This is a genomic window from Streptomyces naganishii JCM 4654 (genome assembly GCF_014650575.1).
Lineage (GTDB): Bacteria > Actinomycetota > Actinomycetes > Streptomycetales > Streptomycetaceae > Streptomyces > Streptomyces naganishii.
On sequence record NZ_BMVF01000005.1, the window covers coordinates 432,650 to 452,820 of the forward strand.

Annotated in this window: 17 protein-coding genes; 5 read left to right on the top strand and 12 right to left on the bottom strand. The window is 73.6% G+C overall.

Annotation, left to right across the window (positions count from 1 at the left end):
- The first annotated feature begins 120 nt into the window (after window positions 1-120).
- From efeB to IE217_RS12235, 3 genes are all read left to right on the top strand, one after another.
- Window positions 121-1,401 (top strand): iron uptake transporter deferrochelatase/peroxidase subunit, encoded by a 1,281-nt coding sequence (gene efeB / locus IE217_RS12225; RefSeq protein ID WP_190177807.1) that lies wholly within the window; start codon window positions 121-123, stop codon window positions 1,399-1,401.
- Window positions 1,402-1,557: 156 nt separating this feature from the next.
- Window positions 1,558-2,718 carry a Nickel transporter NicT gene (nicT, locus tag IE217_RS12230; RefSeq protein WP_190177808.1) on the top strand — a complete coding sequence of 387 codons (1,161 nt, stop codon included), beginning with the start codon at window positions 1,558-1,560 and terminating at the stop codon, window positions 2,716-2,718.
- 163 nt (window positions 2,719-2,881) lie between these two features.
- Window positions 2,882-3,367: a DUF5709 domain-containing protein gene (locus tag IE217_RS12235; RefSeq protein ID WP_190177809.1), complete on the top strand. Its 486-nt coding sequence runs from the start codon at window positions 2,882-2,884 to the stop codon at window positions 3,365-3,367.
- Between the two features lie 35 nt (window positions 3,368-3,402).
- Here IE217_RS12235 and sthA read toward each other — a convergent pair whose 3' ends face one another.
- Both sthA and IE217_RS12245 read right to left on the bottom strand, forming a co-directional pair.
- Window positions 3,403-4,806, bottom strand: coding sequence for a Si-specific NAD(P)(+) transhydrogenase (gene sthA, locus IE217_RS12240; protein WP_190177810.1), 1,404 nt, complete (start codon window positions 4,804-4,806; stop codon window positions 3,403-3,405).
- A 105-nt stretch (window positions 4,807-4,911) separates the two neighbouring features.
- Window positions 4,912-5,118 (bottom strand): hypothetical protein, encoded by a 207-nt coding sequence (locus IE217_RS12245; protein ID WP_190177811.1) that lies wholly within the window; start codon window positions 5,116-5,118, stop codon window positions 4,912-4,914.
- 315 nt (window positions 5,119-5,433) lie between these two features.
- Here IE217_RS12245 and IE217_RS12250 point away from each other — a divergent pair, with 315 nt between their 5' ends.
- Together IE217_RS12250 and IE217_RS12255 are read left to right on the top strand one after the other, a co-directional pair.
- On the top strand, window positions 5,434-7,296 hold the full coding sequence (locus IE217_RS12250; RefSeq protein ID WP_190177812.1) for a glycoside hydrolase family 15 protein: 1,863 nt from the start codon (window positions 5,434-5,436) through the stop codon (window positions 7,294-7,296).
- A gap of 88 nt (window positions 7,297-7,384) precedes the next feature.
- Window positions 7,385-7,621 carry a hypothetical protein gene (locus IE217_RS12255; RefSeq protein ID WP_189704221.1) on the top strand — a complete coding sequence of 79 codons (237 nt, stop codon included), beginning with the start codon at window positions 7,385-7,387 and terminating at the stop codon, window positions 7,619-7,621.
- A gap of 93 nt (window positions 7,622-7,714) precedes the next feature.
- Here the strand turns inward: IE217_RS12255 and IE217_RS12260 are convergent, their stop codons facing one another.
- From IE217_RS12260 to IE217_RS12305, 10 genes are all read right to left on the bottom strand, one after another.
- The gene (locus IE217_RS12260) at window positions 7,715-8,557 is read right to left on the bottom strand and encodes a chitosanase (protein WP_190177813.1); all 843 of its coding nucleotides are present in this window, start codon (window positions 8,555-8,557) and stop codon (window positions 7,715-7,717) included.
- A gap of 157 nt (window positions 8,558-8,714) precedes the next feature.
- Window positions 8,715-11,474: a SpoIIE family protein phosphatase gene (locus IE217_RS12265; RefSeq protein WP_190177814.1), complete on the bottom strand. Its 2,760-nt coding sequence runs from the start codon at window positions 11,472-11,474 to the stop codon at window positions 8,715-8,717.
- A gap of 73 nt (window positions 11,475-11,547) precedes the next feature.
- Entirely contained in the window at window positions 11,548-14,340 is a 2,793-nt protein-coding gene (locus IE217_RS12270) for a SpoIIE family protein phosphatase (protein WP_190177815.1), read from the bottom strand.
- Window positions 14,341-14,598: 258 nt separating this feature from the next.
- Entirely contained in the window at window positions 14,599-15,291 is a 693-nt protein-coding gene (locus IE217_RS12275) for a GAF and ANTAR domain-containing protein (protein ID WP_190177816.1), read from the bottom strand.
- A gap of 274 nt (window positions 15,292-15,565) precedes the next feature.
- On the bottom strand, window positions 15,566-16,042 hold the full coding sequence (locus IE217_RS12280; RefSeq protein WP_190177817.1) for a hypothetical protein: 477 nt from the start codon (window positions 16,040-16,042) through the stop codon (window positions 15,566-15,568).
- A 359-nt stretch (window positions 16,043-16,401) separates the two neighbouring features.
- Window positions 16,402-17,289, bottom strand: a complete 888-nt coding sequence (locus tag IE217_RS12285) for a fructosamine kinase family protein (RefSeq protein WP_190177818.1) — start codon at window positions 17,287-17,289, stop codon at window positions 16,402-16,404.
- A complete protein-coding gene (locus tag IE217_RS12290) occupies window positions 17,286-17,750 on the bottom strand; it encodes a low molecular weight protein-tyrosine-phosphatase (RefSeq protein ID WP_190177819.1) in 465 nt (154 codons plus the stop codon). Before IE217_RS12290 ends, IE217_RS12285 begins: the two co-directional genes overlap by 4 nt.
- 492 nt (window positions 17,751-18,242) lie before the next feature.
- Entirely contained in the window at window positions 18,243-19,013 is a 771-nt protein-coding gene (locus tag IE217_RS12295; protein ID WP_190177820.1) for a metallophosphoesterase family protein, read from the bottom strand.
- On the bottom strand, window positions 19,010-19,315 hold the full coding sequence (locus IE217_RS12300; protein WP_190177821.1) for a hypothetical protein: 306 nt from the start codon (window positions 19,313-19,315) through the stop codon (window positions 19,010-19,012). The genes IE217_RS12295 and IE217_RS12300 overlap by 4 nt, the downstream gene beginning before the upstream one ends.
- A complete protein-coding gene (locus IE217_RS12305) occupies window positions 19,312-20,049 on the bottom strand; it encodes a nucleotidyltransferase family protein (protein ID WP_190177822.1) in 738 nt (245 codons plus the stop codon). Before IE217_RS12305 ends, IE217_RS12300 begins: the two co-directional genes overlap by 4 nt.
- Window positions 20,050-20,171 lie beyond the last annotated feature (122 nt).

Consider the following 20,171-nt stretch of genomic DNA (forward strand, 5'->3'; position numbering starts at 1 on the left):
CCCCGCGCCCACCGGCCCGCGCGCCCACCGGCCCGCGCGCCCACCGGCCCGCGCGCCCGCCCACCCGCACCCATGACACCCCGGCCCGCACCGGGACCGTACGACCGAAGGGAACCCTCCATGCCGCCCGCCGAAACGTCCGCCCCGCAGGGCGGCTGCCCCGCCGGTCACGGCCGCCGCGCCTTCGTACGGACGGCCCTGGGCGCCGGAGCCGCGGGCGCGGTCCTGGCCGGCGGCGGGTTCGCGCTCGGCCAGGCCGGCACCGGCCAGGCGCGCGCGGCGGACGCCGGCGACACGGCGAAGGTGCCCTTCCACGGCGCCCACCAGGCCGGTGTCGTCACCCCGGCCCCCGCCGCGGCCACCTTCGTCTCCTTCGACGTCATCGCCGACAGCCGCGAGGAACTCGCCGGCCTGCTGAAGACCATCACCGAGCGGGCCCGCTTCCTCACCGCCGGCGGCACGCCCGCCGACCTCGGCGTCGGCGCCCCGCCCTCCGACAACGGCATCCTCGGCCCCGAGGTCCCCGCCGACGCGCTCACCGTCACCGTCGGCGTAGGCGCCTCCCTCTTCGACGACCGCTACGGCCTGGCCAAGGCCAAGCCCCGCCGCCTCACGCCGATGCGGACGTTCCCCAACGACGACCTCCGGCCGGCCGAGTGCCACGGCGACCTCTCCCTCCAGATCTGCGCCGACCGGCAGGACACCGTGCTGCACGCGCTGCGCGACATCGCGCGGCACACCCGCGGCGCCATGCAGATCAAGTGGCGCGTCGACGGCTTCCAGAACACCCCGCGTCCCACCGGCGCCCAGCGCAACCTCCTCGGCTTCAAGGACGGCATCGCCAACCCGGACGTGACCTCCGCGCGCGAGACGAACCGGCTGATCTGGGTGGGCGACGGCCAGGGCGAGCCCGCCTGGACGCACGGCGGCAGCTACCAGGTCATCCGGATCATCCGGATGCTGGTGGAGTTCTGGGACCGGGTCTCGCTGACCGAGCAGGAGAAGATGTTCGGCCGCCGCAAGGACACCGGCGCCCCGCTGGACGGCGCCGAGGAGACCGATGTCCCCAACTACGCCAAGGACCCCAAGGGCACCGCGATCCCGCTGGACGCCCACATCCGGCTCGCCAACCCGCGCACCGCCGCCACCGACTCCTCGCGCATCCTGCGCCGCGGCTACAACTACGACCGGGGCGTCGACAGCGTCGGCAACCTCGACATGGGCCTGGTGTTCTGCTGCTACCAGCAGGACGTGGCGCGGCAGTTCGAGGCCACCCAGACCCGGCTGATCGACGAACCCCTGGTCGACTACATCTCGCCGACCGGCGGCGGCTACTTCTTCGTCCTCCCCGGCGTGCGCGACCGCGCCGACTGGCTCGGACGCGGACTGCTCTCCGCCTGAGCCCGCGGTTCTTGCGCGACTTTCCCTGCTCATGGTGAAGACCAGCCGGGCACTTTACTGCACATCATTCGCAAGTACGGGATGATGGCACATGAGGCCGGGCCGCGCCCGTGCGCGCCCGGCCGGACCGCGCACCCGACGGAAAGACCCGACCCGATGACGGCCGCCCCTGACTCCGCTCCGACCCTCCCCGCCCAGGCCGGGCGAAAGCCCCCGGCCTGGCACCGCGTCCTCGGCTCCATGACGCGGCAGGAGTGGGTCAGGGTCGGCGGAATGGCCGCCTTCGTGCTGGCTCTGCACGTCATCGGCTGGTTCACGCTGGCCGGGATCGTCGTGCCGGAGCACTACAGCGTCGGAGCGAAGTCCTTCGGCATCGGCGTCGGCGTCACCGCCTACACCCTGGGCATGCGGCACGCCTTCGACGCCGACCACATCGCCGCCATCGACAACACCACCCGCAAATTCATGAACGAGGGGAAGCGGCCGCTGTCGACCGGCTTCTGGTTCTCCCTCGGCCACTCCAGCGTCGTCTTCGTGCTCGCCCTGCTGCTCTCCCTCGGCGTCAAGGCCCTGGCCGGCCCGGTCCGCGACGACAACTCCGCACTGCACGACGTCACCGGCCTGATCGGCACGACCGTCTCCGGCACCTTCCTCTACGTCATCGCCGCCATCAACCTCGTCATCCTGGCCGGCATCTGGAAGGTGTTCCGGCAGATGCGCTCCGGGCACTTCGACGAGGCGGCCCTCGAGGAGCAGCTGAACAACCGCGGCTTCATGAACCGCCTGCTCGGCCGCGTGATGAGCTCGATCACCAAGCCGTGGCAGATGTACCCCCTCGGCCTGCTCTTCGGCCTCGGCTTCGACACGGCCACCGAGATCGCGCTGCTGGTGCTCGCGGGCTCCGGCGCCGCCTCCGGACTGCCCTGGTACGCGATCCTGTGCCTGCCGGTGCTGTTCGCCGCGGGCATGTCGCTGCTGGACACGATCGACGGCTCGTTCATGAACTTCGCCTACGGCTGGGCGTTCTCCAAGCCGGTCCGCAAGGTCTACTACAACCTCACCGTCACCGGCCTGTCCGTCGCGGTCGCCCTGGTCATCGGCACCGTCGAGCTGCTGGGCCTGCTGGCGCAGAAGCTCGGGCTGCACGGCGTCTTCTGGGACTGGATCGCGGGCCTGGACCTCAACGTCGTCGGGTTCGTGATCGTCGGACTCTTCTTCGCCACCTGGATCCTCGCCCTGGTGGTGTGGAAGGCCGGCCGCATCGAGGAGAAGTGGACGGCGAACCTGGCCGCACCCGCCGAATCCGCGGCCGAGTAGCGCCCGGGCGCCCCCGGCCCGGGATCCTCCGGATCGGGACGGCCCCCGGATCGGGACGGCCACCGGATCCTCCCGGATTGGGACGGCCCTGGCGGGAAACGCGGATGCCGACAGCCGTGACACCGGCACCGGCATACCGTTGCCGCCGCGAGGGAGGAAACCCGTGAGCACCGATCCGATGGCCGACGACGCCTACCAGCCCACCGGGGGCAACGAGGAGCAGGAGGACGCCGCGCCGCTGGACATGCAGGACGCGGTGGGGGAGCGGACGTACGACGAGACCCTCGACGAGGGGTACTCCCCGCCGGAGAAGCCGCTGGGCGTCAACAAGTACGGCACCACGGCCTCCGAGCAGCACGAGGGCGAGAGCCTGGACCAGCGCCTGGCCCAGGAGCGGCCCGACGTGGGAGTGCCGGAGGGCGACGGCGTCGGGGACCTGCCCGGCGGCGAGGGCGAGCCGGTCGACCCCGAGGCCGGCACGGAACGCGCCGGACGCCTGGTCGCCCCGGACGAGGGCGCCCACCCCGACACCACCAAGGACGAGATCGCCGAGGACGTGGGCATCGACGCCGGCGCCGCCGGAGCCGAGGAGGCCGCCGTGCACGTGGTCGAGGACGAGGACGCGTTCCCCGACGAGCCCCGCCCCTGACGGCCCCGGTCCCCGCCGGGGCGCGTGGGCGCGGGTCAGTCGCCGAGGCGGTCGATCTGGCGGAGCTTGTTCGTGGCGTCCAGGGCGGCGACCTTGTACGACTCCGCGAGGGTCGGATAGTTGAACACCGCGTCGACGAGGTAGTCGACGGTGCCGCCGCAGCCCATCACCGTCTGCCCGATGTGGATGAGCTCGGTGGCCCCGGTGCCGAAGCAGTGCACCCCGAGCAGCGTGCGGTCCTGCGGGGAGACCAGCAGCTTGAGCATGCCGTGCGCGTCGCCGATGATCTGCCCGCGGGCCAGCTCCCGGTAGCGGGAGACGCCCACCTCGAACGGCACCCGGTCCTCGGTGAGTTGTTCCTCCGTGCGCCCCACGAAGCTGATCTCGGGGATCGTGTAGATCCCGATCGGCTGGAGCCCGTCCATCCGGCCCACCGGCTCCCCGCACGCGTGGTACGCCGCCGCCCGGCCCTGCTCCATCGAGGTCGCCGCGAGGGCGGGGAAGCCGATGACGTCGCCGACCGCGTAGATGTGCGGGACCTGTGTGCGGTAGTGCTCGTCCACGGTGATCCGGCCGCGCGTGTCGGCGGTCAACCCGGCCTTGCCGAGGTCGAGTTCGTCGGTCAGCCCCTGCCGTCCGGCCGAGTACATCACCGCGTCGGCCGGTATCCTCTTGCCGCTCTCCAGAACGGTCAGGGTGCCGTTGCTGTGCCGCTCCACGGCGGCCACCGTCTCCCCGAACCGGAAGGTGACGGCCAGGTCCCGCAGGTGGTAGCGGAGCGACTCGACGATCTCGGCGTCGCACATGTCGAGCATGGCCGGCCGCCGCTCCACCACGGTCACCCTGCTGCCGAGCGCGGCGAACATGGAGGCGTACTCCATGCCGATCACGCCGGCGCCGACGATGACCATCGAGCGCGGCACCCGCTCCAGTTCGAGCACGTTGTCGGAGTCCATGATGGTGCGCCCGTCGAACGCCACGCTGTCCGGCCGCGCCGGGCGGGTGCCGGTCGCGATCACGATGTGCTCGGCGCTCAACACGCGTTCGTGGCCGGTGACTTCACGCAGCGCCACGGTGTGGTCGTCGACGAAGCGGCCGGTGCCGGCGAACAGTGACACGTGGTTGCGGGAGAGCTGGCTGCGGATGACGTCCACCTCGCGGCCGACGACGTGCCGGGTGCGCGCGGTCAGGTCGGCGACCGTGATGTCGTCCTTGAGGCGGTAGCTCTGCCCGTACAGATCGCGCTGGGTGAGGCCGGTCAGGTACAGCACGGCCTCGCGCAGGGTCTTGGAGGGGATGGTGCCGGTGTGGATGGAGACGCCGCCGACCATGTCGGGGCTGTCGGCGACGGCGACCCGGCGGCCCAGCTTGGCCGCGGCGATGGCGGCCTTCTGGCCGCCCGGTCCGGATCCGATGACGAGCATGTCGAAGTCGGGCACGCCCCGGAGTCTGGCAGCACGAAGCCCCCCAGTGGAAGGGACCGGAGCGGAACTCCGGCCCCTCCACGTGCCCGGCCCCGGCGCCGTGAGGCCTGGGCGGTCCGGCTAGGGCAGCAGCTTGTCCAGGGCGGCCGGGCCCTCCGTCTCGATCTTGTGCCTGGCCCACTCGAGGTTGCGCGGGGTGATGTCGCGGCCCGCGGCCAGCACCACGTCCTCCGGTGAGACGTCGGTGCCGGTGCGGGCGTGGAGCACATTGTCCGGGGTGCACCGGTCCTCGGACGAACGGGATGCATCGGGTTGTGGCGTCGACATGTGTCCTCCTCGGGTCCGGCCGTGTCCCGCCCGGGTCCGGACTGCGCGGCCGCGCCGCGGAAGCGGGACCTCCTCCCACGATTGCCCTCCCGGCCGCACCGTGCATCCGGAAGGGCCCCGGCACCCGCCCGGGTCCGCGGGAACTTCGGGCGTCATGCCCCGTGGGGTACCTGCCGGCCGCGCCGGGAAACCTCCGCGCGGGCCGTCCGCCGCCGAGCCTTCCGGCCGCGCGCACCTAAGCTGGAAGAGCCGGAGGAGGCGGCCCGGCCGCGGGCTCCGGCACCGCCCGCGCGCCCCGCGAGAAAGGCCGTCGCGATGGCCGAGACCCCCAGCCGCGCACCCGGTCCGGGCCTGCCCGGCCGCGCACCCCATCCGGGCCTGCCCCGCTACGTGCCGATCGCCGATCACGGGCTGATCGGCGATCTGCGCAGTGTCGCCCTGGTCGGCTCCAACGGCACGATCGACTGGTACTGCTGCCCCTCCTTCGACGATCCGAGCGTCTTCGCCGCCGTCCTGGACGCCGAGCGCGGCGGCTGCTTCGATCTCGCCGCCGCCGAGACGGCGCGCACCAAGCAGTTCTACTTCCCCGACACCAACGTGCTGATCACCCGCTTCTTCGCCGAGGACGGCGTGGGCGAGGTGCAGGACTTCATGCCGGTGACCGGCGAGGGCGGCGAGGCCGAGCGGCACCGCCTCATCCGCCGCGTGCTGTGCGTGCGCGGCACCATGCCGTTCCGGGCCCGGGTGGCGCCCCGCTTCAACTACGGCGCCGACCCGCACACCGTGCGCACCGAGGGCCGTGTGGTCCTCTTCGAGTCGCCGCAACGGGCCCTGTCGCTCACGGCCACCGTGCCCCTGGAGACCCAAGGGCCCGACGCCTTCGCGGAGTTCAAGCTGACCGAGGGCGAGTCGGCCGTCTTCGCCCTGGACCAGGTCGGCGGCGACGTGGCCCCGCGCCGCTGCGCCGCCACCGAGGCCGAGGAGCAGTTCGCGGCGACGGTCGCCTACTGGCGGCGCTGGCTCGCACAGTCCCGCTACCGGGGCCGCTGGCGCGAGATGGTCCACCGCTCCGCCCTCACCCTGAAGCTGCTCACCTACGCCCCCACCGGCGCCATCGTCGCCGCGCCCACCACCAGCCTGCCCGAGCGGCTCGGCGGCGAGCGCAACTGGGACTACCGCTACGTGTGGGTGCGCGACGCCGCGTTCGCCGTGTACGCCCTGCTGCGCCTCGGCTTCAGCGGCGAGGCGGCGGCCTTCATGCGCTTCGTGACCCGTCACATCAGCCCGGGCGACGGCAAGGCGACCGGCCCCTTGCAGATCATGTACGGCATCGACGGCCGCACCGACCTTCCCGAACGCGAACTCCCGCACCTGGAGGGCCACCAGGGCTCGGCCCCCGTCCGCATAGGCAACGCCGCCGCCGGACAGCTCCAGCTCGACATCTACGGCGCGCTGATCGACTCGATCTACCTCTACGACCGGTGGGCCGAGCCGATCTCCAGCGGGCAGTGGGACGACGTGTGCGCGCTCGTGGACTGGGTGTGCGAGAACTGGGACCAGCCCGACGAGGGCGTCTGGGAGACCCGCGGCGGCCGCAAGAACTTCCTGTACTCGCGGCTGATGTGCTGGGTGGCCGTCGAACGCGCGATCCGGCTGGCCAACCACCGCGGCCTGCCCGCCGACCTGCTCCGCTGGCAGCGCACCCGCGACGGCATCTACCGCCGCATCATGGACCACGGCTGGTCGGCCGAGCGGCAGGCCTTCGTGCAGTACGAGGACGCGGACGTGCTCGACGCCGCCGTGCTGATGATGCCGCTGGCGAAGTTCATCGCGCCCACGGACCCCAAGTGGCTCTCCACCCTCGACGCGCTCACCGAGGACCTGGTCTCCGACTCGCTGGTCTACCGCTACGACCCCGGCGCGAGCCCCGACGGCCTCAGCGGCGAGGAGGGCACGTTCTCCATCTGCTCGTTCTGGTACGTCGAGGCCCTCACCCGGGCCGGCCGCCTCGACGAGGCCCGGCTGGCCTTCGAGAAGATGCTCACCTACGCCAACCACCTCGGCCTGTTCGCAGAGGAGATCGGCCGCACCGGCGAACAGCAGGGCAACTTCCCGCAGGCCTTCACCCACCTGTCCCTCATCAGCGCCGCCTACAACCTGGACCGGGCCCTTGGATGACGTCCCGTGTGTGTGCCGCGGCGGGCGAGGGTACCCGGCGTGGCACCGAAGACGGATCTTCAAGACCCCCACCGAGGAGGAGGCCCGCATGACGAGCGGTACCGAGACCGGTGACGTCACCGGTACGCGGGACAAGGACTACAACCTGGTCTGGTACGTCGAGGCGTGCCTGAGCAACGCCCTGCGCCTGGAGCAGTACATCCAGGACGCGGAGCGCGAGAAGGACAACGAGGTCGTGGAACTGTTCCGCAAGGCCCAGGCGGACAGCCGCAAGGGCGCGGAGCTGGGCAAGCAGTTGCTCAAGCAGCGCCTGAACGGCGGCTGACGGCGCGCGCACCGGGCCGGCCCGGGTCCCCAGGACGGGAGACCCACCCGGGCCGGCCCGGCATGTGCGCGCGGGCCGGCCCGGACCGGGGGCTCAGCCGATGTGGTACGGGTCCCCGTACACCTTCCAGTCCAGCGGCGTCCTCAGATCCAGGTTGCCCTTGCGCAGGAACACCCGCTGCTCGGTGTCGACCCTGCTGGTGTCGCTGTGCGCCTCCTCCTGCTTCATGGCCCACACGCGCGCGTCGAGGAACGCGTCGAGGTACTTCACCTCGTCACCGCCCTGGGCCGGCGGCTTGGCGCTGCGCAGCGCCCGCTTGCGGATGTTGCGGAAGCTGGTGGGGTCGTCGCCGTCGCCGTGCATGACGAGCGCGTCGTAGTAGGCGAACTGGCCGAGCGCGCGCAGCCCGTCCGACTTGCCCTGTGCTACGGCCGGGTTGAAGTAGACGCGGTCCCGCTCGTCGTTCTGCGCCTGCTGGAAGGCGGTGTCCTGCGCGGCCTTGCGCCAGTCCCTGGGGTAGTCGGGATCGAGGCCGTCGTGCGAGTCGCTGCCGTTGACCCGGCGCAGGGCGGGCAGGTACTTGGCGAGCACGTTGCCGGGCCGGCGGTCGGTGTAGAGCTGCACCAGGTCGAGCATGTCGCCGGTGCCGGAGCAGAAGCCGATGATTCCGGCGGTGTAGCCGCGCCCGTCGCCGATGTCCTCGATGTACTTGTACTGCGCCTTCCAGTCGAGCGAGGAGTTCTCCGCGCTCGAGACGAGCTGCATGGCGATCTCCTTCTTCGCCGGGTCGTCCAGGCCGGTCCCGGCCGCGGGCGCCGCCGCGACATGGGTGGCCTTCAGCAGGGGCAGGGCGGCGACGGAGGCGCCGAGAACGGCGAGGACGGCGCGGCGGGAGGCGCCGGGCCTGGCGGCCCGGCCGGGGTTCGGATGCACCATGGGGGCTCCAAGTGAGGGTGGGGGGCTGGGAGTTGCTCGGACGTTGGTCCGTACCGGTACTGACAGGAAGGTTTACTATCAGAGCTTCGAACGTGCGGACATCCATCGCACGGGAATTTCGTAGGAACGAACGAGAGAGGCGGGCCGGGGGGCGCGGTCAGGGCAGCGGCTGCTCCGCCCAGATCACCTTCCCCGTGGGCGTGTAACGGGTGCCCCAGCGCTCGGCGAGCTGCGCCACCAGGAACAGACCGCGGCCCCCCTCGTCCGTGGTGGCCGCGTAGCGCAGGTGCGGTGAGGTGTTGCCGCTGTCGTAGACCTCGCAGATCAGCGTGCGGTCGCGGAGCATCCGCACCCGGATGGGCTCGCCGCCGTAGCGTAGGGCGTTGGTGACCAGCTCGCTGAGGACCAGCTCGGTGGTGAACGTCAGCTCCTCCAGGCCCCACCGCGCCAGGCGCCGCGTCACCGCCGCGCGCACCTCGCTCACGGCCGCCGGGTCCGCCGGGACCTCCCACTCCGCGATCGCGTCGGCGGGCAGCGCACGGGTCCGCGCGACGAGCAGCGCGATGTCGTCACCCGGCCGGAACGGCATCCGCGCGTCGAGCACCGCCCGGCACGTCTCCTCCGGCGACCCGCCCGCCGCGGCGAGTGCGCCGCGCAGCTCCTCCAGACCGGTGTCGATGTCCCGGCCACGGTCCTCCACCAGCCCGTCGGTGTACATCACCAGCCGGCTGCCCTCCGCGAGATCCAGCTCCACGGTCTCGAACGGCAGGCCGCCGAGACCGAGCGGCGGCCCCGCCGGCACCTCGGCGAACGTCACCGTGCCGTCGGGCGCGATGACGGCGGGCGGCGGATGCCCGGCCCGGGCGACGGCGCAGCGCCGGGAGACCGGGTCGTAGATCGCGTAGAGACAGGTGGCGCCGGTGACCGGGGCGCCGGCGCTCTCCGCGGACTCGTCCTGGTCGATCCGGCCCACCAGCTCGTCCAGCAGCCCCAGCAGCTCGTCCGGCGGAAGGTCCAGCGCGGAGAAGTTGTGCACCGCCGTGCGCAGCCGGCCCATCGTGGCCGCGGCGTGCAGCCCGTGGCCGACGACGTCCCCGACGACCAGCGCGACCCGCGCGCCCGACAACGGCAGCACGTCGAACCAGTCCCCGCCCACCCCCGACTGCGCCGGCAGATACCGGTAGGCGATGTCCAGGGCGCTCTGCTCGGGCAGGCTGCGCGGCAGCAGACTGCGCTGCAGGGTCACCGCCATGCCGTGCTCGCGCGTGTAACGGCGCGCGTTGTCGATGGAGACCGCCGCCCGCGCGACCAGCTCCTCGGCCAGGGCCAGCTCCTCGGCGTCGAAGGGCTCGGCCTTCTCCGACCGGTAGAAGTTGACCAGCCCCAGCACCAGCGTCCCGGCCCGCACCGGCACCGTGATCAGCGAGTGGATGCCGTACGCCACGATCTGCCCGGTGCGCTCCAGGTCCTGCGCCAGCCAGCCCGTGGCCGCCTCCAGCCGGGGTTCCAGGACGGGCCGGCGGGTCTTGAGGCTGTGCGCCTGAGGGGAGGTGGAGACGAAGCGGATCTGGTGGCCCACCGGGTACAGCGGGGCGTCCTGGGCGATCCCGCCGGCCGCCACCCGGCGCAGCGCGGCCCCCGGCTCGGGGTCCTCGCCGGCCAGCACGGCGTCGTACAGGTCGACGGTGACGAAGTCGGCGAACCGCGGCACGGCGACCTTCGTCAGCTCCTGGGCCGTCCGCGTCACGTCCAGCGTGGTGCCGACGCCCACACCGGCGTCGTAGAGCAGGCTCAGGCGCTCGCGGGCCAGCTCCGCCCGGCCGGACAGGGCGCGCAGCTCCGTCGAGTCGCGGAGCGTGGCCACACTGCCCGAGGGGCCGCCGTCCAGGTCCGTGGGCCGCTGGTTGATCGCCAGCAGCCGGTCGCCGACCAGATGCACCTCGTCGGTGGCGATCCGCCCGGACGCCAGCAGCTCCTCGGTGACCGGGTCCAGGCCGAGCTCGGACACGCGCCGCCGCTCGGCGTCACCGGGCAGGTCCAGCAGCCGGTGCGCCTCGTCGTTGGCGAGCAGGAGCTCACCCTCGTCGCCGACGATGATCACGCCTTCGCGTACGGAGTGCAGCACCGCGTCGTGGTGCTCGTACATCCGCGTCATCTCGCCCGGACCCAGCCCGTGCGTCTGGCGCAGCAGCCGCCTGCTGACCAGCGCGGTGCCCGCCGTGGCCAGGGCCAGTCCGGCGGCGGCCGCGCCCAGCACGACGGGCAGCTGCCGGTCCGCGAGCCCGCCCACGTTGTGGGTGGTGATGCCGGCCGACACCAGGCCCACCACCTTGCCGTCCGGCGCCTTGACCGGCACCACCGCCTGCACCAGCCGCCCGATGGTCCCGTTGACCTCCTCGACGACCGTGCCGCCGTTCAGCGCGGGCTGGATGGTGCCGACGAACTTCTTGCCGATGCGGTCCGGCTTGGGGTGCGTGTAGCGGATCCCGTCGGTGTTCATCACCACGATGAAGTCGACGTGCGCCGCCTTGCGGGCGTCCTCCGCCCTCGGCTGGAGGACCGCCGTCGGATCCGGCGTGCTCAGGGCCGCGCGGGTGCCCGGCGCGTTGGCGAAGGTCTCGGCGACGGCCAGCGAGCGGTTGCGGGCCTCCTGGGTGCTGTCGTGACGCACCTGGAGCACCAGCGCCACCACCGCGCCGAGCACCAGCAGCAGCACGATGGCGACCTGCAGCATGAACACCTGCCCGGCCACGCTGCGCCCGCTCAGCGCGGCGCGCAGACCGGCCCGGCCGGTCACCGACCGGGCCTCCTCGGCCCGTTCGCGTGCCCGCCGGGCCGGGCCGGGCGCGTGCTCGAGGCGCCGGTCGCCGGCACGGCGGTTCGGCCGGGTGCCGGTTCGACCCGGGAGTCGGACCATGTGCCGACTCTATCCGGCGGCAACTGTGTTCAGCAGAGTGCGTACCACGGCGATGGCGTCCCGGTCGCAGGCGTCAGCGCGGGCGGGCGGGGGAGGGGCGGCGCATGGCGAGGAGGAGGGCGATGTCGTCGGGGCGGTCCGCGGTGTGCCGGGCGGTCGCGGTGAGGCGGTCGGCGACGCTCGTGAGGGAGTTGCCGGCCGGGCGGGCCGCCGCCGCGCCGACCCTCGACAGGGCGACCCCCAGCGCGCTCACCCCGACGTCGATGTCGAGGCCGGGCCGCTCGACCAGACCGTCCGTGTAGAGCGCCAGCACGGCGCCGCGTTCCAGCCGCAGCTCGCCCACCGGGTACTGGGCCTGCGTGTCCACCCCGAGGACCACCCCGCCGGGTATGTCGCACACCTCGGTGTGCCCGTCCGCGTGGCGCAGCAGCGGCAGCGGGTGCCCCGCGCGGGCGACCCGGGCCAGCCCGGTCGCGGGGTCCAGGCGGATGTAGCAGCAGCTCGCGAACTGGCCCGGATCGAGGTCGATCAGCAGCCGGTTCGTACTGCTCATCACCTCGTCGGGCGGGCGGTCGCCGAGTGCGAAGGCCTTCACCGCGCTGCGCAACTGGCCCATGGTGGCGGCCGCCTGCACCCCGTGCCCCTGTACGTCCCCGATGACCAGCGCTAGCCCGTCGCCCGCCGCGACCACGTCGTACCAGTCCCCGCCGACCTCCATGCCCTGGGTGCCCGGCAGATAGCGGCCCGCCGTCTCCACCTCGGGGTGGACGGCGAGGCGGCGGGGCAGCAGCGCCTGCTGGAGTCCCCGGGCGAGGGCGGCCTCGGAGTCGTAGCGCTGCGCCTTCTCCATCGCGTGGGCGATGAGGCCCGCGAGCGCGGTCAGCACGGTGCGCTCCTCGCCGCTGAAGGCGCGCGGCCGGTCGAAGCCCAGGATGCAGGTGCCGACCGGGCGTCCCGACGCGATCAGCGGCAGGAACGCCCGCGAGCCCACCTCGGCGTCCAGGGCCAGCCCGGGGTAGGCGTCCGCGAGCTGCCGCATCGAGTCGAAGAACAGCGGACGACCGGTGGTGAGCGTCTCGACGCCGGGGATACGGGCGTCCAGCCCGACGCCCTCGAAGGGCGCGAGGAAGCCCTTGGGGAAGCCGGTCTCCCAGGCCAGGTACAGGTGCCGCTCCTGGAGCAGGTAGATGGCGAGCCGGTTGCCGCCGAAGGCGGGCAGCAACTCCTGCATGACCACGGCGGAGACCTGGCGGGCGGTCACGGCTTCGGTGAGGGCGATGGCCAGGACGATGGGACGGTACAGGTGGGCGGCGGGTCCCGCCACCGGGACGGCGGCGGGACCGGCGGGCGCGTGGGCGGTGCCGGCGGATGCCGGGGTGGTCTCGGCGGACGCGGCGCCGGGCCCGGCCGGCACGGCGGCGGGGCCCGGAAACGTGCCGGCGGTTCCGGGAGGCGTGGAGGCCGTGCCGGGGAACGCGGCGGTGCCGGCCGGGCCGTCGTGCGCCGCCTCGGCGGTGACGGACGCGGCGGCGGCCAGATCAGGAGGGGCCTCCGGCAGCACGGGCGCCCCGGCCGGCGTGACGGCGGGCGCGTCGGCGGCGTCGATCGGCCGCAGGACGCAGGTCAGCAGGTCGGGCCCTGAGTACACGGACAGCCCCAGCAGCCGGCCCGGGCTCCGCCGCGCGGACGCCGCCCCCGCGCCCGCTCCCGGTTCCGTACCCGCTCCCGCCGCTCCCGCCGATCCCGTCCCGTCCCCGGGCGGCTCGACGACGTGGAAGTGCACCGGGTCCGGTGACAGCAGCGCCGCGCGCAGATGGTCGTCGCACGTGGGGTGGTCGAGCCCCGGCACGCACTCCCACAGCGAGCGCCCCTCCAGCCGCCTGCGGGGCAGGCCCAGGAGCTGGGCGGCGCGCGGGTTGGCGTAGACGACCATGCCCAGCCGGTCCACGCAGAAGACGCCGTCCGGCAGCAGGTCGGCCGCCGCGTCCCCGACCGGGCCGGGGCCCGGGTCGCGGACGATGCCGCTGACCCGGTACGCGCCGGGTGCGGGCGTCACGTACGACGTCCAGAACTCCATCAGCCGCAGCGCGCCGCCCCTGGTCCGCACCGGCAGCGGCAGGGTGCCGGGCCGGCCGGCGGCGGCCGCCCGCAGCCCGGCCAGCACCTGGGGGGCCTCGCCGGCCGTCACCGCCTCGGCGAGGGCCCGCCCGGTGCCGGGGAGCTCGGCGGTGGTCAGCCCGAGCAGTACCCGGCAGCACTCGTCGGCGCTCACGGTGTCGGTCGCCGGGTCCCAGGAGAAGCGGCCGACCCGGCCCTCGAACCCCCGGACGGCCGGCGGCCGCACGCACAGCGGCTCGCCGTCCCAGGCCACCGCCGCATCCTCGCCGTCCGCCAGCTCGGACAGGGCCGCGCCCAGGTCGTCCGCGAGGCCCACCATACGGTCGCGCCCTGCCAGCACCTCGGTGGCGTCCGGCACCGAGGGACGGAGCACGGCCAGCACCCCGTAGGTCGCGGAGCCGTGGGAGACGGGCACGTACAGGGAGCCGAACTGGAAGGGCAGGCCGGCCGCGAACTGCGGGTAGCGGCGCATGGTCTCGGTGGCGTTGGGGAGCACCACACGGAGCCCGAGCCGGAAGGCGTCGGCGACTGGGAACCGGCGGTCCACGTGCATCCGCCACCAGGGCCGGAACAGGGGGCCGGGCAGCCCCGCGAGCACGGCCAGGCGCAGCAGGCCGGGGGTGCCGGAGCGCAGGTAGACGCCGCCGGTGTGGCCGCCGGCGGCGCTGATCGCCTCCGTGGAGGCGTCGGCGAGCAGCGCGGACAGCCGCGCGGCCGTCCGGCCCGCCTGCTCGGCTCTGCGCGTCATCGGCCCTACCCCGTCCCGGCGCCGCCACCTGAACGACACACCAACAAGACACAGCAAGAATGCGCCAACGCGACCAAGAATGCGCCATCGCGACCCGATCCCGCACCAGCCGTGCGTGAGGCTTTCCCCTGAGGCGCCCACGGCAGGCGCGGGCCGCCGTGAGTGCGCGCCCCTCGGCCGGGGGCCGGCGCGGGTCCGCCCACCTCGGGTGCGGGCCGGCGTTCCAGTGGACGGCGTCAGGGGGGCCGGTGGTCGTGGTCAGGGTTGTTTGGGGGAGGTGGTGCGGATGTTCTGGGCCACGTCCCGGAGTTTGACGTTGTGGTGCTGGGAGATGCGGCGCAGAACCGCGAAGGCGTCGTCCTCGCTCAGCCGGTGCCTCTCGCGCAGGATGCCCATGGCCTCGCCGATGGCGTGCCGGGTCTCCAGGGCGTGTTCCAACTGGTCCACCGTGCGCGCGCTGGCCAGCGCCACCGCCGCGTGCGAGGCCAGCAGCCAGCCGGCCGTCTCGCTGTCCCGGGTGAAGGCGCCGGGGCGGCTCGAGTAGAAGTTCAGCGCGCCGAAGTCCTGGCCGTCGGCGTACAGCAGGAAGCCCATCATGCTGCCGATGCCCAGGTCACGGGCGGCCGGCGCGTACTTCGGCCAGTCCGGCTGCGGCTGCCTGAGGTCGGCGATACGGAACATGCGGTCGCCGTTGACACGCCGGGCCGCGTCGAAGCAGGGCCCCTCGCCCAGCTCACCCTGCAACCGGTCGGACTCGGCGACCACGTCGCCGCGCGCGGAGAGCGTCACCGCGCGGCCCTTGCGCACCGCGAGGATGCCCGCCGCCTCGCACCCGTCGACCAGCTCGACCGGCGCCGAGGCGATCTCGTCGAGCGTGTCCTGCAGCGCGTCCTGCGCCAGCAGGCGCCGGGACAGCGCGGCCATCGCCTCGGCGAACTCACGCCAGTCCATCCGCACCACCCTTCCCGCAGCCGTGCTCACTGGTGCCAGGGGGACGTGAGGTTCGGTCGCCGGCTCCCTCTGCGGCCTCCGTCACAGGCAGCCTACCGCGCGGCACGGCGTAGATCCCGCGGCGCTGCCGAATGGACCCTCAGCCGGACGGCCGTGCCCCGCGCACGCCGATGCCCCGGCCGCGGGGGCCGGGGCATCGGGTCACGACGGTTGCGGTCCGCACGGTCCGGGCGCCAGGCGGGAGCCGGGACCGTAGGGGGCCGCGCATCCGGGGTCAGGAACCCCAGGTGCCCTGGTTGACGGCGCAGTTCCAGCCGGAACCGTGCAGCGTGAACTTCAGCTTGTAGCTGCGGGTGTTCAGCAGGTGCGTGTGCACCTTGAAGCCGAGACTCGCCTTGCCCTTGAAGGTCGACGTGTAGACCGACGCGGTCTGCGACGTCTTGTGGCTGATCTTGCCGCCCTTCGGCGTCGCCTGCCCGAACCGGAGGTTCTTGACGTTGGTGACCGTGAAGGTGACCTTCTTGAAGCTCTTGCTGGTCTTGCTCTTGATGCCGAAGTACAGCCCGCCGTTCGTCACCCAGCCGTTGTGGTCCACGTAGAACCGGGTCGGGTAGACGATGTCGATCGGGCAGCCCGAGCTCTTGGCGCTGACGGCGGGCGCCGCGGAAGCGGCTCCGGCCAGGCCCAGCTGAGCGGCGGTGACGACCCCGACTGCGGCCAGAGCGGCGACGGTCGTGCGCGTACGGTTCACTGCGGTGATACCTCTCCCCCTGCGGCCCCGACGGGCCGGAAACGACGTCGCACGCGGCGCGCCGAGCGGCGGGCCGCGTGCCTGTGACGCCGTATTTCTTAGCATGAGCACGTCGTCCAGCGGCAACGGAAGTGACCCGAGGGCCACTTGGTGACGAAACCGGGACAATGACGAGGCAACCCCGGAGCACACGGCGACCGCGCGTGAGAGATCCCATCGCTCAAGTAGGGGACTGCACGGCCAAGTTGACACGCCGCAGACTTCTGGGTTCGACCGCCGCCGAAGCACCCGGGAACAGTTCGCTGCGCGACGTCGAGCACGTCGTGATGCTGATGCAGGAGAACCGGTGGGCGGGCCGGTCAGCGGGCGGGCCCGTGACCGAGCGCCGCGCGGGCCGCCGCGACGGCCTGCGCGGCGTACCCGCCTCCGAACAGCACGGTGTGCACCAGCAGCGGAAAGAGCTGGTGCACACCGATGCGGTCCGCCCAGCCGTCGGCGAGCGGAGCCACCTCCTGGTAGCCCTCCAGCACCCGGTCCAGCCGCGGGCAGCCGAACAGGTGGAGCATCGCCAGGTCGGTCTCCCGGTGGCCGCCGTGCGCGGCCGGGTCGATCAGCCAGACCTGCTCGTCCGCGCCCCACAGCACGTTGCCGTTCCACAGGTCGCCGTGCAGCCGCGCCGGTGGTTCGGCGGGACCGGCCAGTTCCGGCAGCCGTCGCAGGACGCGTTCGATCACGGCGGCCTCGGAACGCCGGAGCGCGCCGTCGTCGAGGGCGCGGCGCAGATACGGGAGCACCCGGTGTTCGGCGTACCAGCCGGGCCAGTCGTCGCCGGGGACGTTGCGCATGGGCGCGAGCCCGATGCGCGCCTCCACGGGGCCGCCGGGCGGTGGGGCGCCGAACGCGGGCGCCCCGGCGGCGTGCAGGGCGGCGAGGGCGCGGCCGAAGCGCAGCGCCGCCCCCGTGCCGGGACGGCCGGGCGGCACCCGCTCGGTCACCAGCCAGCGGTCGTCCTCGCCGCGCACCTCGGGGACGCGGACGGCCCGCGCTGCGGCGAGCCAGCGCAGGCCCGCCGCCTCGGCGCGCACCGCTTCCGGGCCGTCACCGCGTTTGACGACCACCGTGCGGCCGTCGTCGAGCGTCACCTCGGCGAGGTCGCCCGAGCCCGGCAGCGCGCGCGTCGCGGTCGTACGGCGCCCGGTCAGCCGCGCGGCCGCGGCACCGGGTCCCTCGCCGGCGTCCGCGGTCATGAGGGCAGGCGCTCGCGCACCCAGGCGAGCAGACCGGGCACCGCGGACTCGATCATGCCCAGCACCTCGTCGAAGCCCTCCGGGCCGCCGTAGTACGGGTCGGGCACGTCGAGGTCGCCGGTCGCGTCCGGGGCGAAGGAGCGCAGCATGCGCACCCGGGACGGGTCCGCCACGAGGCGGCGCAGTGCCTTCTCGTGGCCGCGGTCCATGGCCAGGAAGAGGTCGGCGTCCAGGTGCTCGGCGCCGACCTGCGCGGCGACGTGCTCCACGGGGTAGCCGTGGCGGGCCAGTACCTCGCCGGAGCGCTCGTCGATGGGCTCTCCCACGTGCCAGGGCCCGATCCCGGCGCTGCTGACACGCACCGCGTCCGCCAGCCCGGCCCGGCGCAGATGCTCGGCGAACACGAGGGCCGCGGACGGCGACCGGCAGATGTTGCCACTGCAGACGAAACAGATGTGCACGCCCCCACCCTACGAGCCCGGAAGCCACGGCCCGACGGGCAGCGACCGGACAGGCGGGGCGGGCAGAGGGGGACGACCGCGCAGGGCGGGGGGACGGCCGGACAGGCGGGCACCCGGCGCCGCTGACCCGCACCGCCTCCCCGAGCCCCGTCCCACCCGCGCGCCCCTCGCAGGTGCAGGCGCAGGTGCAGGCGCAGGCGCAGGCGCAGGCGTGGGCCCGCGGCCTCCGACTCGCGCGAGCGCGGCGCGTCCGCACCTTCGCGCCCGTCGTGAACTCGCCTACGCTGCGGCCGCGTCGGGGCCTCCCGGCACAACTGCCGATGCGCCGCACGTTCACGCCGGCCACAGCGTCCGCCAGCGCGAGCGGGGCGGCGCGCCCGCGCCCGCGCGCTGCAACTTGCCGACGCAGCCACCGCCGAACTCACCGTCGCGGCCGCCCAGTCGCGCTGGGCGTTACGGCGCCACCGCCCGGCCCGACACCGAACCGCCGTGTCAGGGGCCGTCGTCGGTCGGGGCGGGGGGACCCGCCGGTACCCGCTCCCGTTCGTGCAGGTGGTACACGTGGAACGCCCGGCCGATGACCGGCTGGGCGACGTTGCGCACCCGCACCCCGCCGTTGGTCATGCCGTTCTCCGTGCCGGCGTGCGCGTGGCCGTGCACAGCGAGGTCGGCGCCGGCCGTGTCGATGGCCTCGGCCAGCAGATAGCTGCCGAGGAAGGGGTAGATCTCCAGCGGCTCACCGGCGAGCGTCTCGGGCACGGGGGAGTAGTGGGTCAGCGCGATCCGCACGTCGCAGTCCTGCCCGGCCAGGAACTCCAGCGAGGCGCGCAGTCCTTCGGCGCAGTGACGACTGTGCCGTACGAACTCCTTCATCACCGGTTCGCCGAACTCGCCCGCGCTGCGCCCGACGAACCCGCCGCCGAACCCCTTGGTGCCGGCCACGCCCACCCGCGCCCCGCCGCAGGTGACGACGGTCCCGCGGCCTTCGAGGACCTGCGCCCCGGCGTCCTCCAGCAGCGCGGTGACCTCCTCGGGCCGGCCGTCGTGGTGGTCGTGGTTGCCGAGGACGGCCACGACGGGTACCGCGAGTCCCCGGATCTCGTCCGCCACCACGCGGGCCTCCTCCGGTGTGCCGTGCCGGGTGAGGTCCCCGGCCAGGAGCAGGATGTCGGCGCAGTCGGGCAGCGTCTCGAAAGCGGGCCTGAGCGTGCCCCGGGTCTCCGGCGCCATGTGGATGTCCCCGACGGCTGCTGTCCGGATCATGCGAGATCCTCCGCCTGGTCGGGGGACGAGGCGTCGGCGACGGTCACGTCGCAGTGGACCCGGCGTCCGCGCAGCTCCTCGTCGACGAGACCGCAGATCTCGTCGCGGCAGTGCGCGGAGGGCACCGTCCCGGTCAGCAGTACGGCCTCGCCGCGCACCTCCAGCCGTACGCCCAGCTCGCCCAGGGGCCCGCCGGCGATCCGCTCGCGCAGGTGGGCGACGCGGTACTCCAGGTTGTCGCCGGCGTCCTGCCCGGTCGCGGCCGGAGCGCCGGGTGACCGCTCTTGGCCGTGGTTGCTCATGACTGCTCCTTGTGCGGGTCCGCGGCGGTGCGCGGGTCCGGGTCGGTGTACGGGGGGATGACGTTCAGACGTTCGAGGAGGAAGAAGAAGGCCGCCGGCATGGGCTCGTCGCCGCACGCGCGCCGGACCTGCTCCCAGTCGACCTTCTCGCGCAGCGCGCGGGCGATCGGCAGGACGGCCCCGAAGTCGCAGTGGTGCTCGGAGAACGCGGCGATGAGGCTCCACAGCAGGTCGGTCGGGCAGAGCACGGGCATGCGCACCGAGTCGACCGGGAGTTCCTCGGCGCGGGCGAGCATCGCGGGGGAGACCGGCTGGTGGGCGAGTTCGAAGATGATGTCGACGTCCTGGCCGAAGCACTTGGCCTTGATCAGCCAGTCCTCGGGGGGCGTGCGGACCGCGAGGCCGCCCTCGCTCAGGGTGGCCGCCACCGCCTCGGCGTCCTCGGGGCGGACGCAGAAGTCGGCGTCGTGCTGGAGGTTCTGGCTGCCGCCGTGGGCGTACGCGGCCACGCTGCCCGCCAGCGCGAACGGGTGGCCCTTCCTCTTCAGCAGGGTGCCCACCTGTTTGGCGGCCTCCAGGATCGCCTGGCTGCGGTCGCGGGGCAGGGGCTCGCCCTGCTCGTGCGGTTCGTGCGGCCCGTGGCGCGGCACCTGCCGGCCCCCGCCCGCCGCCAGACGAAGGCCGGGGGGTTCCGCCTGCCGGGCGGGCTCCGCGTCGCCTCCGTTCCGTGTCATGACGACTCCATTCGCTTCACCGGACAACGGCAGTGCCGCGCAGCCGGCCGGTCGGCTGCCCGGCCCGGGAGCGGCCTCCCGGGCGCGGTCCGGGTACCCGGGCCTCCGCTTGGACAACATGC